Raw genomic sequence first — 18,133 nt, forward strand, 5'->3', positions numbered from 1 at the left:
CTAAGTTTGGTTTTTATCCTCTCTATCTTAGTAATTTAATAAACCATTAGTTTTATGTTTTTTTGAGTTAATGATTTTTTATCTAGTAATTGATAATAAACATTGATACAAGATATTTTATCGTTAATTGAAAGAGGTGTAGAACTGATAAGTAATACATCCAATGGTAAGTTCTTTGCAACCGTAAAGGTTGCTTTTGTTTGTAAATTAATTTATTTGGGAGGTGAAATGAAATGGGAGAACATAAGGGTGCAATTTTACTATGTATTATTGCCTTAGTTGTGTTTGGTCTGTGGTATGCCTTTACATCAGGAGCAATAAAGCCACTACTTGACCAGATTGGTACAGGAATGAGCAATATGGTAAGTAATGTGTTTAAAGCAATTCCGACATCAAAGTAATAATGAATTTATAAATTTAACTTTATTAAGGTGGTGAAAGAGAGTGGGAGAACATAAGGGTGCAATTTTACTATGTATTATTGCCTTAGTTGTATTTGGTTTGTGGTACGCTTTTACATCAGGAGCAATAAAGCCATTACTTGATCAAATTGGTACAGGAATGAGTAATATGGTAACTAATGTGTTTAAAGCGATTCCGACAGCTGGTAAGTAATTAGCTGCTTAAATATGGGATGTGAAAACAAAAAATGAAGACAAAACATTGGCTTATGGCAATTGGTTTTTCGTTTCTTTTTGTTTTTAGTTTTTTTAGTAACCCTACATATGGGGCGGCATACTCGCCCTATCCTTCCCATAACGTTTCTCCTGGTGAACTTGGAGGAAAGGAACAGGCTTGGGAAAGTAGTAAAAAGTTAGTATACGATGTTTATAGTGGTGTTGATGGAAAACCTAGATGGCAAATCTTTAATAGGGATTACGGCCGAGGAACACAACCTTATTTAGAATTTACAGGTTGGAGTGCGCTAGTAGGTTATCATGAACACAATGCTTCCAATCAAGAAACGTATTTATGGGCTATAAATCAAAGAACTGGTAAAAGTTATATTTATCAGGCTGAAATGACTGATTTAGATGCCTCTAAAGACTTAGAGTACAACCGACAAAGCAATACAGGGGAAGTTTATAATGCATGTCCACAAGGTGCTTATAATAAAAGAAATGACGAGTGTAACATGTATTATCATAATGTTGGTTTTGTTGCACATATCCCTTTAAATGAACTATTTCCTAATGGAACTACAGAAGATTCATGGAATCTAAGAATTATTAAAAAGGTAGAAAATCGTGTTATTTGGGACGATTTAAAAGTACCATTTCAATTTAAGGATTTAGATTTCAGTCTTGGTAAAATTTCATTAGATTCTGGTTTGAATGCAGGGAACTTAGTTATGGCAAATGATGGAGTAGCAAGAAGGAATTATCCCCGTCAAACAGGTTGGTCTGGTGGAAGATACTATACTAACGGTCAAACTTATCAAAGGGTTGCGCAAAATGAAGCGAATACCGTTGTATGGTATGGAGTAAGCTCTCCAGAAGATTCAGGGGAAACAAGATGGGCTGGTAGTGCTTATTGGATATTTGGCGGTCAACCAGCTAAATTATCCTATAAAATTGGTCAAAAAACTTGTCCAGATGGTTCAATTGTAAACTTGGATCAAACTTGCTCTATTAAAGTGGACATAAAGCATGTAGATGCTAAGTCTAATAAAATTTTAAGAGAAGATCACCATAAGATTAAGATAGGTTCAGATTATAGTTATACTCCAGAAAATAAAGGAGTATTTAAGGATTCACAAAATAATCCTTATATTGCTGCACCTTTAAACCAGCAATATAAAGGAAAAGCTCCTGAAAACAACCTGAATTTCACTTTTACGTATAAGAGTTCTCTATCTGATCCAACTAGGATTGTTGAAATGGAAGGTTCTACAGAAGGAATGACAAAAGGTGATTATTTATGGGAGCTTAGGCGTGTAGATCCATCTAAACCGAGCCAAATATATGCAAGTAGTAAGTTTGAAATTACAGGTAAGCATTATTCGGTTAGAAATGTCTTAAATCGTATAAGTACGAATGGTGTTTTTTCAGAGCAGAGTGAAAAACCTTTAGCACTTCTATTAGATATGAAAAATCTTCAAAATAAGAATATACAATATGATTATTCTTATGAATATACAAATCATTACAGTGTGAATTATATGTGTAAAGATCAACAGGGTAGTGATTGCTTTGATTGGGTTTATAAGGATACAACAGCTGTATGGTCCGAACCATATAAAAAGGTATTTGATTTAGTTAAACATTATGGTGAAAACCTCCGACTTTTAGTAGATCCGAGTTTTGAAAAAATGTTCAATGTGACTGGCTCTAAAGATTTACAAAATATCACTGGCAATGGAGCATCTGGTGAAAAAGGTGGCAATCTAATTGTAGGTAAAAAGAAAGCAATTGACATGAGTAAGGATAAAACTAAAGTAGTCTTTAATAAAAATTACTACGAAAGATTTAAACAAGCTGCAACTTCAAAGGCTAAAGATTATAATAGTTTACCTACGCAATCATGGATTGATATTTCACCAGGGACGATGGAATATGAAGTAGAATTACCTACTGATTCCCAAAAATCTAAGTCTTTCATGTATCAACGCAAAAATGGAGCTAATAGCTATTATTATGCTGTTGATATTGATAAGAATTTAAGAAGTACATATCGAAATCAAAGCCCGTATGCTTATACCAAGTATGCATTACCTCTTCAATTAGAGATTATGAAGGATAAGGGTTTAGTGAATGATACAAAACGTAGCTATGCTTTAAATTGGACTTCTGATTATTTCTTTGTTGGAAAACAAACAGGGTTTATTCAGCCGTTCCCTTATACAAAGTATTTACGTGATATGGAAAAGGGAAAAGGAAAATTACCATCAGCCGATGAGATTAAGAATATTGTAAATCAAGAAGCTAAAAACAATTATGAACAGCAAACAGGACAGAAATTCAATGATACATTCTTACATGCAGATTCTAATAGTAAGGATGGTTTGTATGGATCAAAAACAAACCTAAATCGCTACTACCTTCCTATTGCATCTGATTCAGTTTTAAAAGCTAAACAACCATATGAGAATAAGGTTTTGTTAGCAAATATGGGGTTAAATGATGTGACTTTAATATTTGGACAAAAATTTAATTTCGAACGCTATTTAGTGGGAAGTGTCGTTGACGATGCTTATGTAGTAGAGCAACATGATCCAACGGTAGAGATTTCATCGTATCCACATCAAGTGAATGTGAAGAATGATCAACAGCCAAAGATTAATGCAATTACAAAGGCTCACTCGGCAGAAAAATTGTTTGAGTTTAGAAAGACTGATACTTTAAGTTTGTATGATCAATTGAAGAAAGTAATTAATTTAGGTATATAACTAAATTTATGTGTAAAAGACCATTTTCTTTAGGAGAATGGTCTTTTTTTATGGATTTATTGAAAGGAGGTGATACGAGTGACGGAATATCAAGATCATTACACTCCAGTTCAAGAAGAAACACAGGGTGTAGTTGAAGTGCAGAGGGTGAAAAAGCCCAAAGTACAAAAGCCACCAACATTTAAAAAGATGGAAACAGCTGTGAAAAATATTTTAGAAGCACAAGGTATTAATTACTATGATTGGCTTCATGAGGCGCATGAGAAGTTAGTTCAAGAAACAATGCTTGCAAATGTGGACTCAATTGGTTCACTAGTAAAATCTTAAAAAAGGGGTAGGAAAATTCTATGAATGAATTTATTTCAACGATTGGTAATTTTACAAACACAATTAAGCCAGTTGCGCCAGCGCTAGCAGGTTTAATTTTAGTTATTATTGGTATTATTTACATGGTTTCAAAAGATCCGCAACGAAAAGAACAATGTACAGGCTGGATGATCAATGTGGTAAAAGGATTTTGTATTGTATATCTTGGAATCGCTATTGTTTCTTGGTTATCAGGCCAAGTAGTAGGATTCGGTTGATAAAGAGGTCGTATGACCTCTTTATATTTTTTTTATATAAAAACGGGGGTGTCCAACTTATGTGTTTAGAAAATGGATTGAAAATTGATTTTTATCCCAACCATGGTATGGGAATGGGATTAATTGAAATTGTAGAAATTAAAGCAAGTGGTGAAGAAAAGCCATATACATATCATTTGTGTAGTAATAAAGAGGCACAAGAATTTATTCGAAATGTCAGAGAGAAAAGAAGAAGTTTTTTAATTGCTGAAGATGCTGGAACAAAAAGCTTAGAATTGCTTGTAGATGGGGAAGGAAATGTAACATTCAGATACCCAGTGTGGAATACCATTAAAGAAATGGAAACACGTTTATTGAGTTTACAATGTAAAGTTAAATTTACGCTATCACCAGGAGAAGATTTTAAGAAGTTAGTAAAAAAATACGTGGATACAGAATTCAATAGATTGTTTGGGGTAGAAGAATCTCTTTTCCAAGAACGAGAAATTGCGAAAGACAGTATTTTCGATTCTTATTTTGAGGATTTATATAAAGAAGAGAACTTACAAGAGGATATTTACGATTTTCTTACATTAGAAGAGTGGATGTATCAAAAAAATTTAATTAATGGGTATGAAAAGTAAAGGAGGGAGTGATCTTGAGAGAAATAATTATAAAATTCTCAACGGAAGGTGAACGTTTTAGGGAACTTGATGAATCAAAAAGTTACTTTTTACAAGAAGCTGAGGATATTATTTTCCAATTGCGGCATAAGGTAAAAAGCAGATCGCAAGAGGTTCAGCCGAAACGATTTGGATTATATTTAAACGGAAAGTTTCTGTTGGATTCTAAGATTTCCTTTTCTGATAAGAACTCAATAGAGCAACAAATTAAAGATACCTTTCAGCGTACCGATGTATGGACGGATGATATAAAAAAGCAATATATAAACATTCTAGGTGATTATGCAAAGGAAGAAAAACAAGCGTTTCTTAATCAAGAATTTCGTTCGTTTATTTTTTTGAAGCGGGATTTATTTGAGAAAAAGGCAGATTTTTTATTTTCATTAAAACAATCAGAAAGGCTGTTCAAAAGCGTATATGCAAAGATTTCGAATGGTTTTTTCTCACAACTTGAGGATATTGTATCTTCTATGTTCGATTCTTATGAGTATATTGTACATTATTATGATTTACTAAATGGAAGCTATGAGGAAGTTATAAAAAATAAAGAAGAATGGTTTGGAAGTGTAGAGAATTTCGAAAAATTTGTTCGGTTTGTAACCGCAAATTATTTTTCTATAAATCGTTCCAGATTAAAAGTAATACAAGCTAATAATCCAATATATCATTCATTTCAAGATTATTTATTTGAATGGCGTGCTAAAACTGATTTTCAAGAATCGCTAAAGGTCCATGAGAATATTGATCAAAAATTACAAAATAAATGGACAGAAGTACTTCTTAATGGATCAACTTTTGTAAATGCCGAAAGTGTGGAAAAGTGGGTCGTTGAGAAGGTATTAAGGGAATTCTTTGAAGAAGAAGCAAAACGTGAAGGTTTATCAGAAGAGGAAAAACAATTTTGCGAAATAGCTGCTGGAACAGAGACTAGATTTTAGAAAAACAAAGGAGAATGAGAAATGAGCACTGTATCAGATGTTTGTGGGAACACTGAAAATCTAAAGGTATTATTAAAGACAGCCGCCCAAACTGCCAAAATACTGGGGGTTTCAAAGCAAAGGTTAGGGGCAATTAAGAAAAGTGGCCAGTTGCAGCCAATTTATGAGTCTTCACAAGGTGACTTATACTTACTATCAGATATTTATAGCTATAAAAACGGATTCCAGGTTAATAGAAGTGAATATCATACTAAGTATATGATTTATGACTTGTTACTAAAAAAGAAAAAAATTCTAGTTGTTGGAACTATTGGTCAAGGGAAAACACATTTAACCCAAATAATTAAAGAAGAATTAAGTGAGTATATGGAAAATATATCTTTATACGATTGGGAATGTGAATACTTATTTGTAGATATGTATAATGATTTATTAAATTCAACTAAAGGAGTGATAGTCACCATATTAGGTCAAAATGGAATTGAAGGATACAAAAGATTTATGGCTAACTTGAGTGAAGAAAAGGTAAATACTTCATTATCTGAAATCCCTAATTTCGATGTAATAATAGAAGTTGAAAGAGGTAGGAACTATAAAGTTATACAGGTAGATGATTATTTTGAACATATTTATCGAGAAATGATTTTATAGGAGTTGAAGATTAATGGGACGGTCGGATATTAAAACCTATTCATATCAAAACGTAGAGGAAGCTTTATCTGCTGTTAACGCTCAAGATCGTGGGCGTTATTTTTTATGCACTTGTCCAGAATGTAAGCAACCCGAAGCCTTTATTTATAAAAATAATCCCCAATTTTTACAATGTAACCGTGAAAATGTGTGTGGTTCATCTATTATATTTGAATATGAAGAGAATAAAAAGGTGAATGATTGGAAAGGGAAACAAGATGTTAAAGATCCTGAGATCACACCAGAACAAAGAAAAGAAATAGATTTGGTAACAAAGTTATTAAAGCATATTCAATATAATACTGAAAATAAAAACCTTGAGAGTTTTAGGGGAATGAGCAGAAACACAACGGAAGCTTTTATTTTAGATTTGGAACAAGAAAAACTTGTAAAGAAAATGTTCGAGATTGCTCCTAATATTTTTTATTCGAAGAAGACAATGCAGCACGAGGGTAAAAAGATAAATTATGCTGCTATTCCAGATATGGCTAAAAGGAATATTGTTCTCCCAATCTATGGTGAGAACGGAATGGTAGACAGAATATTATTACGGTCAACTATAGATCCGAATGTATCTAAGAAAGAAATCCAATTACAAGTAAACCCAAAATCAACTGCAAGGGATTATTTTAAAGATATTCCAGAAAAGGCAACACATATTGTAATTGGAGAATCCCCAATAGATGCATATTCTTTCCGTGAAATAGATTCCGATGTCGGTATTTACGCTCTTACAGGATCACGAAAGTGGAGAAAGGTAATAGAAGATATAAAGAGTAATAAGGAAGCCTTACAAGATAAGGTATTCATTATAGCAACAGATAATGATAAAGCTGGTATTGAGGCTAATGAGAATTTAAAGAAAGCATTGGAAGAAGAAAACTTAAATTATAGGTCATTTAAGTATCAATTAGAAGATATAAAAGATACAAATGAATATTTGCAAAAAAATAGGCTGGAATTTAAAAAAGCTTATGAAGCCATTAAACATAATATATGGGACAAAAATTTAATAGATGCACCCAAATTAGAGCAGAGATTAGTAATTAATCGTTTATATCGGTCGGATCAAGAAAGCATTGATCGTACGCAATTTAAAGTTAGTTATGAAGGGTTAACGCTGCATAACATTGCAATTGATAATCCACCAGGAAGCGTAAATATTCCAGGGTTGGAAGCTAATAAATCGGTTGTAGAAGTGGGTAGAAGAATGGAAGGATTTTTAAAACATATTGCTCGAAAAGCACCGAAAAATCAGGATTATCAAGATATAGTAATCCCTACTAAAAACAGTGAGTCAGCACAACTAAAGATACTTTCCTATAAAAAAGAAAGTGATATGACAAGGAAAGTATCGTTTCAGATAGGTGAGATTATCGTTAGGGATGCAGAGGTTAATTCTTTACCAGGTGGCGAAGATCCGATGGTTTTTTATCCTCGACATTCTAATAGAACTACTTTAGTAACAGGAACCGAGGAATTTGATAGGAATTTGATTAAATTCGTGAAGCAATATGAAAAAAATATGGACAAACAGCCAATAGTTAAACAACGCTCTAACGAAGGTACTTTAGAGCGTTAGTCAGATAGGGGATGAAATACTATGACAGCGCCATTTAAATTCTTTTTCGTAATTGTAAGTGTTGCATGTGTTATTTTAGCAGCCTCCATATTTGGTTTAAATCAAAACAATAATACCAGGACCATAACAGAAGTAAAATCATTACTTTCAACAATGGCAGTTGGTCAATTAAGAGAATCTCAAAAAATTGAACAAGATCCCAAAGAACTAGTTGCTAATTTAGTATCAGAAGTGATTAAAGTTCAAAAAAATCATGGAAATGATATTCGAATTAGTTATGTATTTTTAAATCATGATCAAAAACCAACTGAGAAGTCGAATGAGATTGAAAGTGTTCAATTTAAAATTGAACAACTAAATAAAGATAAGGAAGTCCGTTCACAAGCCGAACAAAGATTATCTTTAAATAAGATTTCTAATTAGTTAGGCGGAAAGGAGTTGTGACATGGGAGAGCTGAAAGGTTCAATTCTTTCAATGCTTATATTTATAGCTATCTTCTTACCCTTTCAATTATTTTTAAGTATCCAGTCTATTCACCAAAATGCTTTCATGAAAGTAACTACTGAGGTACAGCAAATGGTTGATTCAGAAGGGGGCATAACGCCAAAAATTCAAGGGATAGCTAATAAATTACGTTCTAAAGGATATGAACTGAACTTTAAGGATCAAAAGGGTTCTAATGTTGCTGGAAAACAGCCCGTTGGTACTGTTATCGAAATTCAATATCGTTACAAATATATAAATGTATATCGTGAGCAAACGCTAGAAACGTCCAATTTTGTTTCAGTTTTAAGAAGATAGGAAAGGAGAGCGCTTGTGAAACAGTCAATAAATAAATTAGCCGAAACCAAAGTATTAATGCTTATTAGTATTTTGGTTTTATTTTTTAACTTTTTCTTTGCTAATTTCTTATTAGCATTTTTGCAAAATATATTAGTTGTTTTTAAAGAATTTGCTCATGAAAATATGCAAGCAATGGATTTATTTCATCTTTCGTGGGAGGATTGTTTCAATTTTCAAAGTGATATTATGACCTTCTATATAGGTGCATATGCACTTACTCTCTTTGGATTATTAAAATTTTGCTACAGCATGAAAACAAATTACGCAACAATGAATGAGAACCAGCACGGTAGTGCAGAATTTGAAGAACCAAAAGAATTAATGAAACAATATAAAGTTGTACCAGGTAGTGACAAAGAGTACAAAGGGGGAAGTGGTGTAATTGTCTCTGCTCTCCAAAAAGGAAAGAAATATTTACTTATGTTAGATACTGGCCCAGTACATACAGCGGTTATTGGTATATCCCGATCAGGTAAAGGGGAGCGATACGTTTTTCCAACAGTCGATGTAATTTCTCGTGCAGAAGAAAAAGATTCCATGATAGTTAATGATCCCAAGGGAGAAATTGCTGCGGCCAGCTATGAAACTTTGAAAAAGAGAGGTTATGAAGTCTATATTTACAACTTAATGCAACAAAAGAAATCAATGGGATTCAATCCACTTCAATTGGTTATAGAAGCATATAAAAAAGGGGATACTGCTTTAGCTCAACAGTATGCCAATAGTGTGACATTTTCCTTGTATCAAGATCCAAATGCTAAAGATCCATTTTGGAATAACTCTTCTATATCTCTAGTAACAGCTATTATTTTAGCTATTACAGCAGATTCTTTAAAAGTTGGAAAAGAAGAAAGAGTAAATATGTATTCTGTAGCTAACTTCCTTGCGACAAAAGGAAGTGATAATAATGAGGAAACAGGAGAAAATGCACTAGATATGTTTTTCCAAGCAAGAGATGAAAATGATCCAGCTCGTATGATGTACGCAACGAGTAACTTTGCCGCTGGTAATACACGTTCTGGTATTTTTAGTAATGCAATGGCTAAACTACAAATTTTCACATTGACGCCAAATGCTAAATTAACATCGTATAATTCGCTAGATTTAACAAAGATTGGATTTGGTGAAAAACCAGTAGCGATTTTTATGGTAACGCCTGATTTCGATAAATCAAACCATGTATTGGCTTCAATTTTTGTAAGCCAAGCCTATCGTGTCAATGCTGAAAAAGCAACAATGAGTGCAAGTGGAAAAATGAAAAGAAAAGTGCAGGTATTACTCGATGAATTTGGGAATATGCCAGCCATTGATGGTATGGACGGTATGATTACGGTTGGTGCTGGTAAAGGATTCCGCTTCCATTTAGTTTTACAAGCATATTCACAGGTCAAGAGTTTATATGGGGATGAAGCTGACACAATTATTGGTAACTGTTCGAACCAAATTTATATCTTAACAATGGATAAATCTACAGCGGAGCACTATGCTGCCTTAATAGGGAAACAAACGATTCAAGACTACACTCGAAGTGGTAAATTCTTATCTACGGATAAGAGTACAAGTGAAAGTACAAAAGAACGTTATTTATTGATGCCAGATGAATTAATGCGATTACAGGAGGGTGAAAGTGTAGTCGTACGTGTAAATAAAAGGCAAGATAATAAGTTTGGAAAGATTGTACCAAAGCCAATTTATAATCGTAATGAAACGGCTGCTAAAGCTCGTTACGAGTATTTAAGTCATGATTTTGATAATTCAAAGTCAGTATTGAATTTACCAATTATTTCAGAACATGAAAACATCATCTTAGAAAATATCGTATATACTGCAAAATCAGAGACTGATAGTTATGTATTAATGAAAGATTTAATGCCGAAAGATTCCATTTTAGAGATAAAAGACACGATTAGGACGGAGTTAGGGGATTATATTCATGATAGAGCTGATATTGCTTTAAATATTGTAGAAACTCATTTTGATGAGTTTACATTCCAACAATGTTTATCGTTCATTGTATATGCCTCCTACTTATCTTTAAAAACAAAAGTAGAATTAGTTGGGCAATTAAATGAGTATTTACCTAAATCGGTAATTGAATTATGGCGAGAAAGAGCAAAAAAATCTGATTGTTATGAGGCTACAGAGGAAGAAGCATTTCTTCAAGTACAACAATTTGCAGAATCTGAAGAACGGGAAGAACATGCAGAGTATGACGAAATTGATGTAAGAGATCAGTGGGCTGCTGTTGCAAATGATGGTTGGGATAGTATCCCAAGTAATGATTAATATAAATGGGGGATATTAAAATGATTACTAGAGACCAATTAGAACAAGAACATATGAAAAAAGCAATTTATAAATTTGCTTTAGATATTACGGAAAAGGATCAATCAAGATTTAAACAAGACCAATTTGTAATAAAAAAAACTAATAGTGAGTATACGGAATTTGAGTTAAAGTCCAATGATCTCAGTAAACAGGGACAAAGATATTTGATTGTTGAAGTTGATCATAAAACAGAAAATGTAAAAGTTTTCGAACAAAATATAGATAGAGATGAATTTCAAAAAAAGGGGAAATATTATGTCGGGAGAGAAAAATTAAGTGGAATTCTAAAAAAATATGATTTAAGTAAAGAGGATTATAAAGAATCTTTAGATGAAATTGATGAGGAAATTGAACAAGATCAATATAAAGAACTTTTTAAAGGGAAAGTATTAAACCTCTTAGAAGAACAAAAAGAAACCGAAAAAGAGAAGTGGCAGTATAAGGAGCGTTTCAAAGCTGGGGTTCTAAAATTACTCAATGTAGAACCTAAAGAGCCTATGAAACAAGTGAAAAAAGAAGATAATAAAGCCAAGCACGATAAAAATGTAAGAGCAATGAAAGAATTTGAGAAATCCCATTCGGTTGAAACAATATATCAACTTAGAAAAGAAGCATTTAAAGAGTTAAAAGAGCTGGATCTAACAGAATCTCAAAAAGAAAAATTAATAAAGTTAGAGAAAAATTTAGATAAACAAAAACAAGAGTATGATAAAAAATCAAATAAAACTAACTCTAATAAAGAAACTAACGAAAAGAAAAATGAGAAACAGAAGAAAAAAGGTTTAGAAATGGAGAGATAGGAAGGGATGATTCCCTTCCTTTTATTATTTATGGGTTAAAAGGAGTGATAGAGGATGTTTGGAGAGATTTTAAGTGAAAAGCATTTAGATATGTATTTGGAGTACTTTAATTTAGATAAAAAGGCTTATCGCATTACACAATGGATGTTAACTTTAGTAATTTTTATGGGTTACACATTAGTTGTAATGACCACAAAGAAATATGAGTTTTTCTTAGGGTTACCCATAATCGTGATAGCTGCCAATAAATATAACTATTTTAATTTAATGCTACGTAATACGAATGCCAATATAGAGAAAACCTTTTTATTTCCAGAGTTTTTAAGATATTTTTTAGGTTTATTAGGTACTTCTGGAAATGTTTATACAACATTAAAAGAAACAGCTCCATATTTAAAAGGACCAATGCAAGCGCAATTAAATTTATTAGTTGAAAAGATTGAGAAGAGTAATGATCGTGAGCATTATATTGAATTTGCAGATTTTGTAGGTACAAGTGAAGCAAATATGGTTATGAGCATTATTTATGAATTTAGTGAGTATGGGATAAAGAAGGAAGCTTTACAAGAATTAGAAATGTTTATTGATCGTATTCAAGAGAATAAAGTTAATGAGCTAGTTGATAAAAAAGTAGAGGCAATGGATATATTCTCTGTGCCAGCACTATTTTTAGCTGTAGGTTTTGTGGCTGGATTTGCAGGTATTATTTTTATCTATTATATGAATCAAATTTCAAGTGTAATGACTTTTTAAATGAAAGGAAATGGATGTAATGAATAATCATGAAGAAAAACAACAAAAAGTTAAGAAAATTCTAGAGGGAAGTTTTTTAAAACCATATATGAAAGATAAAGATGTTACGGATATTAAATGGAATGGAACTTTCTTAAGAATAGAAAATAGGGCTACAGGAAGGTATACTCCTAAATCTCAACCAACTACAGAGGAAGTAAATAACTTAATGAGACAAATTGCTGCTATTCAAGGGGAAGAATTGACAGAGAGTGAACCCATATTAGACACGGCATTTGGCGATTTACGAGTAAATACAATCCATCCTGTTTGTGCATATGGTGGAACGTTTGCTTTGCGTGTAAGCAAACCTCATTTAGCAATTTCTAAATTAACAGACCTAGTAAGTGAGGAGATATCAGTACTTCTTGAATTACTTATTAAAGCTAGGGGGAATTTTACAATTAGTGGCGGAACAGGTACGGGGAAGACTGAGTTACAGAAATTATTGGTAGGTTTTATGGATGATTATGATTCAATATTTTTAATTGAGGATACCCCAGATAGTCATATTAAAGAATTATATCCCAACAAAGATATCAGTAGTTTGAGAACACTTGCTAATAATGATCGTGAGAAAAAAGTTGATATATGGCATTTAATTAAAGCAGGGTTACGTAATAATCCAGACTGGATTATGATTTCAGAAACCCGTGGAAAGGAAGCTGCGGGGGTATTGGATAGTGCAAAAACGGATCATTCTATTATTACAACTGTCCATGCTAAAAGTGCCAGAGCTATTCCTGGTCGATATATCCCTATGATGAAGCAAGCTCCAGCATATGCGAATTCTGATGACATTACAATTTTAAGAGACATAATAGAATTGTTACCATACGGAATACAAATGAGAAAAGAACATGACAGTGGAGAGGTTATACGAGACATAAAAGAAGTGGTAGAGTTTATTGACTATAGTAGTGAGAAGGGGCTTATTTATCGAACTATTTATCAGAAGGAAAATGAATGGTATCCAGAATTAGGTGAGTATAAAACAATCGAAAAAATACAACCTGTTTCAGAGCGAACAATCAAACTATTAAAAGATGCTAAGCTTTATCATTTACTACCAGATGTATTTAAAGAGGAAGTTGCAAAATAGGAGTTTTTTGCAAGTTTTACGAAACTTTTCTGCAAGTTTATTGATAGAATAGGGCTAAAAAAAGCTGATAACATGTTAATATCAAATAATTTGGGTGGGATGAGTAATGAAAAAAATATTTTTCATGTTATCAGCTATTATTGTAGTTTTTGGTGCTTTTATGGTTTTTGATACATATAGAAATTCACAAAAACAACAAGTAAGTCCATACGGAAACAAACAAGTGTCTATGCAAACTTTAGAGCAAGCAGAGAAAGATTCGTTTTATCAAAATATAATTTTGCCTGAGCAATTAAAGGGAAATGAAAAAGTTGGACAGAATGAAGTGGTTTATTTTTTTAGTCCAGTATGCTCATATTGTGAAGCGCTAGAGCCTAATTTAAAGGATGCAGTAAAAAAATACTCTAATGCAAAATTTAGTTTATACAATGCTTACGAGTTCAAAGAGGGATGGCGTGATTATGATTTACAGGGAACGCCTACTTTGATTCATTTTAAGGATGGTAAAGAGGTAAATAGATTAGTAGGATACCAACCTAAAGAAGCTGTAAATCAATTCTTTGACTCAATTAAATGAGAATAAGTCTAGTACATGCAGCTGTAAATTTAGTAAACTATACTTATATGGATTTATAAATATACAGTTGGAGTGATTGAATTGAAAATCATAAAATCAAATTGGATTATTGCACTAGTAATTCTATCTATAATGGTTGTAAGTGGCTGTTCTAAAAATACAGATAGAACGAGTAGTAAATCTAATAAGAATGAGAAATCTGTTAGCGCTGGAGTAGTGGAAGTTTCATATGATGAATTAATGAAATTAGTTAAAAAAGAAGAGCCTGTATTTGTAATGATGGCTCATAATAGAGATCTTCAAAATTCAAATGCAAAACAAGTTTTGGATTATGATGCAAAACAATTAGATAAAAAAGTGTATCTCTTTTCTTGGGAAGACGCACCTAAAGATTTAGATTGGGATTCCAATGTGGCAAGTAAGACAAGAAACGAATTAGAGAGCATAGGTATAACAGAACCAAAAAGTAGGTATTTAGCCTTTAAAAAGGGGAAAATAGTTGATGGTTCAAGTTCTATTTTTAGTGGGAAAACAAGGCCTTATGAAAATGGAGATTTTAGCTACTCAATTAAGATGGGGCTAGAAAAATAATTATTTTAAGAACTTATTCTAAAGAATAGGTTCTTTTTTTATTAAAGGAGGTTTATAAAAATGGCAAAATCAAAAAAGAAAAAAATATCTTTGTGGCAAGAAGCAAGATTGCTATTTAGTGGGTGGTCCATAGTAGGATGGTTAGCATTTTTATTTATTATGCATACAGGATATGTATACATAATTTTGAAGGATGTTCCTATAAGTATAATTGCAGGTAGTTTTGGTTCAGTAATATGGTTCTTCGCCTTTACTGTTGCAAATAAGAAAGTCAGGGTTTATCAATTTCAATTAAATGAGCTATTAAAGTATGCAACTAATATGTCTTTCTTTATGCAGTCGGGGAAAAATCCATATTATAGCTTGATAGAAACAAAGAAAACATTAGATGTTTCTATTCAAAAAGAAATTGATAAAACACTAGCTAAATTGGAAGAAGAGGCAAAGTTAGATACAAAGCACTTTGAAAAATTTAATTTCCCAGCTTTGAATCAATTTCATAAAATTTTAAAGATTAAAGATGAAAAAGGTGGTTCAGCAAGGGAAATGTTTGGCCGAGTTATTAAAAGTATGAACTTTGAAATCTCCAAACGTGATGATCTACATCGTAAGAAGAAAGGTAGGGCGCAAACAATCTATATGATTATTGGTATGGTTGGTGCAATGCCAGTTATTCTTCACTTCATGACTGCCAATATATATGATCAATTTTTATCAGTGAAAGGACCAGCTACTATACTGCTCCTTCTTTTTTATATAGTAATGCTTTTCACTTGTAAGTTCGTACAAAAGAAAAAAAATGATATTTCAATTCGATTATAGAAAGAGGTGAATGCATTGAGTAAGGAAGAAATACTAACTCAATATCAAGATATATTAGATATAAACGGAATTGCGAGTAATATATTTCGTTGGTTAGGCGAGAAACTCCTATTTTTACTTCTTTATATAAATGAGGTTGTAGAAAAGGTAGTAATACAAGTTATTACAAGCAATGATTTCTTTCAATATTCAGAAATTAATAATTTAAGGAACGGAATGAGTTTAGTAATATGGGCGCTTTTGACTGTTACCATAATAGCAGTTGGTTACCAATTAATGTTCAATAAAATAGAAAAAAGAACGAATGTTATATTAAACGGATTACTTTCAATATTATTTCTTGTAGGTGGTCCGATTTTAATGGACAACCTCAATAAAATAGCGAGTGCTGGTGTGAAAGACTTGCATGCATCACCAGGTTCGCTAGGGGTAAGTATTGTTAAAAGTAATTTAGCAGATCTTAACTTTTACGCTAAGACGAATTTTCAATTGGGAGATCCAGAGGGAAAAAGAATTAATGGTATCTCGGAAGGAAATATTAAATATATTGATTTTAATGAAACGGTAGATATGTCTTTAGCGAAGGATGAAGGGAAAAAGGCTTTAAATAGTAGGTTAGCTCTTTCGTATGATAATAAAATTGAAGCGGTAGATCTAGATAATGGTTGGTTTGATGTGTTTAAAGAAGCTTACTATAGATGGAGCATAAATTGGGGATCGGTACTAATCTCACTCATTGTTACTGCATTTGCTTTATTAATTAGTATAGTAAAAGTAGGACGAATTATCTATGAATTGGCTTTTCATAATATCTTTGGAGCACTAGTAGCCGCAACTGATATTAGTGGCGGTCAAAGATTAAAAAAGGTAATAAATGAAATTTTCAGCTGCTATGCAGTCATTTTTTGTATGGCATTACTTTTAAAAATATATACCCTTTATGTAGGGTGGCTAGCTACAAAAGATTTTGGTTTTATGGGCTGGGGGAACGCACTACTTCTTCTTGCTGGTTCTTGGGCTGTTATAGATGGGCCAAATATTGTTGAACGTATACTTGGTATTGATGCAGGTTTACAAAGTGGCTGGAAGACTATGATGGCAGGTGCAATGGCAGCAAAAGCTGGATTTGATGTTGCAAAAGCGACAGGGAAAATGATGAAAAAAGGTGCAACAGGAACAGCGGGTATGATTAATAAGCTTAGAGGGAAAGAAGATCCAGCAGGTCCACGTATGCCAGGTGTTGGAGATAATGATTTAAACAACTTTGATACGCAAAATGGTAATAATGATGATGATGATGACGGTCCTCCACCTTCTGGCGGTGGAGGTGATATTGATGGTTCTGGTGATTCAGAAGAGAAAGATAAGAAAGCCCCAAAAGGTCGAGGTAGTGCAGAGGCAATACCAGGTACATCATCAATCGGCAGCAGAAATAATAAAGAAGTAAAAGGAAAGGATGATTCCAAGGTTAATCCTGGTGGGTTTTCAATAAATGAGGAATCGTTATTTGATGGAGGGAAGTCTAATATTCCGTTACCAATACCGGTTAAATCAAATATAGGCTCACAATCAGCAGGATCGAAGGCAGGAGCTAAGAAACCTGCAAAGAACGGTGAAAAATTAAGTGATAAGATTACACCAATGAAAAACCAATATGACGGACCGATAGGACCACATCCAGCAGGACCAAAAGCAGGAGTGGGACAGTCTACAACGAACGGAGAAAAAACGGAAGAGAAGATAACTCCAATGGAAAATCAATATGATGGACCAATAGGACCACATCCAGCAGGACCAAAAGCAGGAGTGGGGCAGTCTACAATGAACGGAGAAAAAACGGAAGAGAGGATAACCCCAATGGAAAATCAATATGATGGACCGATAGGACCACATGCAGTAGGACCAAAAGCGAATCCATCACAACCAGCGACTCCAGCAATGGGACAAGGAGCTGTGAACGGATCAAAAGCAAATCCATCACAACCAGCGATTCCAGCAACAGAACAAGGAGTTGTGAACGGACCAAAAGTAAGTCCATCACAACCAGCGATTTCAGCAATGGGACAAGGAGCTGTGAACGGACCAAAAATAAATTCATCACAACCAACGATCCCAGCAATGGGACAAGGAGCTGTGAACGGATCAAAAGCAAATCCATCACAACCAGCGATTCCAGCAACGGAACAAGGAGTTGTGAACGGACCAAAAGTAAGTCCATCACAACCAGCGATTCCAGCAACGGAACAAGGAGTTGTGAACGGACCAAAAGTAAGTCCATCACAACCAGCGATTCCAGCAATGGGACAAGGAGCTGTGAACGGACCAAAAGTAAGTCCATCACAACCAGCGATTCCAGCAACGGAACAAGGAGTTGTGAACGGACCAAAAGTAAGTCCATCACAACCAGCGATTCCAGCAACGGAACAAGGAGTT

At 33.2% G+C, this 18,133-nt stretch carries 19 protein-coding genes; all 19 read left to right on the plus strand.

The window, feature by feature from the left end; genetic code table 11:
• Positions 1–233: 233 nt before the first annotated feature.
• A complete protein-coding gene (locus AB6801_RS28700; RefSeq protein ID WP_179211946.1) occupies positions 234–401 on the plus strand; it encodes a hypothetical protein in 168 nt (55 codons plus the stop codon).
• Positions 402–444: 43 nt separating this feature from the next.
• A complete protein-coding gene (locus AB6801_RS28705) occupies positions 445–615 on the plus strand; it encodes a hypothetical protein (RefSeq protein ID WP_179211947.1) in 171 nt (56 codons plus the stop codon).
• Between the two features lie 34 nt (positions 616–649).
• A complete protein-coding gene (locus AB6801_RS28710) occupies positions 650–3,388 on the plus strand; it encodes a hypothetical protein (RefSeq protein ID WP_370941325.1) in 2,739 nt (912 codons plus the stop codon).
• A 78-nt stretch (positions 3,389–3,466) separates the two neighbouring features.
• A complete protein-coding gene (locus AB6801_RS28715; protein WP_370941326.1) occupies positions 3,467–3,715 on the plus strand; it encodes a hypothetical protein in 249 nt (82 codons plus the stop codon).
• A gap of 20 nt (positions 3,716–3,735) precedes the next feature.
• Positions 3,736–3,972: a pilin gene (locus AB6801_RS28720; RefSeq protein WP_001001740.1), complete on the plus strand. Its 237-nt coding sequence runs from the start codon at positions 3,736–3,738 to the stop codon at positions 3,970–3,972.
• Positions 3,973–4,031: 59 nt separating this feature from the next.
• Positions 4,032–4,595 (plus strand): hypothetical protein, encoded by a 564-nt coding sequence (locus AB6801_RS28725; protein WP_370941327.1) that lies wholly within the window; start codon positions 4,032–4,034, stop codon positions 4,593–4,595.
• 8 nt (positions 4,596–4,603) lie between these two features.
• A complete protein-coding gene (locus AB6801_RS28730; protein ID WP_257130170.1) occupies positions 4,604–5,572 on the plus strand; it encodes a hypothetical protein in 969 nt (322 codons plus the stop codon).
• A 21-nt stretch (positions 5,573–5,593) separates the two neighbouring features.
• A complete protein-coding gene (locus tag AB6801_RS28735; RefSeq protein WP_370941328.1) occupies positions 5,594–6,223 on the plus strand; it encodes a hypothetical protein in 630 nt (209 codons plus the stop codon).
• Positions 6,224–6,236: 13 nt separating this feature from the next.
• The gene (locus AB6801_RS28740) at positions 6,237–7,844 is read left to right on the plus strand and encodes a toprim domain-containing protein (protein WP_370941329.1); all 1,608 of its coding nucleotides are present in this window, start codon (positions 6,237–6,239) and stop codon (positions 7,842–7,844) included.
• A 21-nt stretch (positions 7,845–7,865) separates the two neighbouring features.
• A complete protein-coding gene (locus AB6801_RS28745) occupies positions 7,866–8,267 on the plus strand; it encodes a hypothetical protein (RefSeq protein WP_000126451.1) in 402 nt (133 codons plus the stop codon).
• Between the two features lie 22 nt (positions 8,268–8,289).
• Complete coding sequence (locus AB6801_RS28750) at positions 8,290–8,646, plus strand: hypothetical protein (protein WP_370941330.1); 357 nt, start codon at positions 8,290–8,292, stop codon at positions 8,644–8,646.
• Between the two features lie 15 nt (positions 8,647–8,661).
• Positions 8,662–10,974, plus strand: coding sequence for a VirD4-like conjugal transfer protein, CD1115 family (locus AB6801_RS28755; protein WP_370941331.1), 2,313 nt, complete (start codon positions 8,662–8,664; stop codon positions 10,972–10,974).
• Positions 10,975–10,994: 20 nt separating this feature from the next.
• Positions 10,995–11,816 carry a hypothetical protein gene (locus tag AB6801_RS28760; RefSeq protein ID WP_370941332.1) on the plus strand — a complete coding sequence of 274 codons (822 nt, stop codon included), beginning with the start codon at positions 10,995–10,997 and terminating at the stop codon, positions 11,814–11,816.
• Positions 11,817–11,870: 54 nt separating this feature from the next.
• Positions 11,871–12,569 (plus strand): flagellar assembly protein FlaJ, encoded by a 699-nt coding sequence (locus tag AB6801_RS28765; RefSeq protein ID WP_370941333.1) that lies wholly within the window; start codon positions 11,871–11,873, stop codon positions 12,567–12,569.
• Between the two features lie 19 nt (positions 12,570–12,588).
• Positions 12,589–13,710, plus strand: a complete 1,122-nt coding sequence (locus AB6801_RS28770; RefSeq protein WP_370941334.1) for an ATPase, T2SS/T4P/T4SS family — start codon at positions 12,589–12,591, stop codon at positions 13,708–13,710.
• A gap of 106 nt (positions 13,711–13,816) precedes the next feature.
• Positions 13,817–14,287 (plus strand): thioredoxin family protein, encoded by a 471-nt coding sequence (locus AB6801_RS28775; protein ID WP_370941335.1) that lies wholly within the window; start codon positions 13,817–13,819, stop codon positions 14,285–14,287.
• 72 nt (positions 14,288–14,359) lie between these two features.
• Entirely contained in the window at positions 14,360–14,878 is a 519-nt protein-coding gene (locus AB6801_RS28780) for a hypothetical protein (protein WP_370941336.1), read from the plus strand.
• 60 nt (positions 14,879–14,938) lie between these two features.
• Positions 14,939–15,700 (plus strand): hypothetical protein, encoded by a 762-nt coding sequence (locus AB6801_RS28785; RefSeq protein WP_370941337.1) that lies wholly within the window; start codon positions 14,939–14,941, stop codon positions 15,698–15,700.
• A gap of 15 nt (positions 15,701–15,715) precedes the next feature.
• Positions 15,716–18,133 (plus strand): pLS20_p028 family conjugation system transmembrane protein (locus tag AB6801_RS28790; RefSeq protein ID WP_370941338.1); only part of this gene is annotated, 2,418 nt, incomplete at its 3' end.

It is taken from the genome of Bacillus sp. RCC_6_1, assembly GCF_041360755.1.
GTDB lineage: Bacteria > Bacillota > Bacilli > Bacillales > Bacillaceae_G > Bacillus_A > Bacillus_A cereus.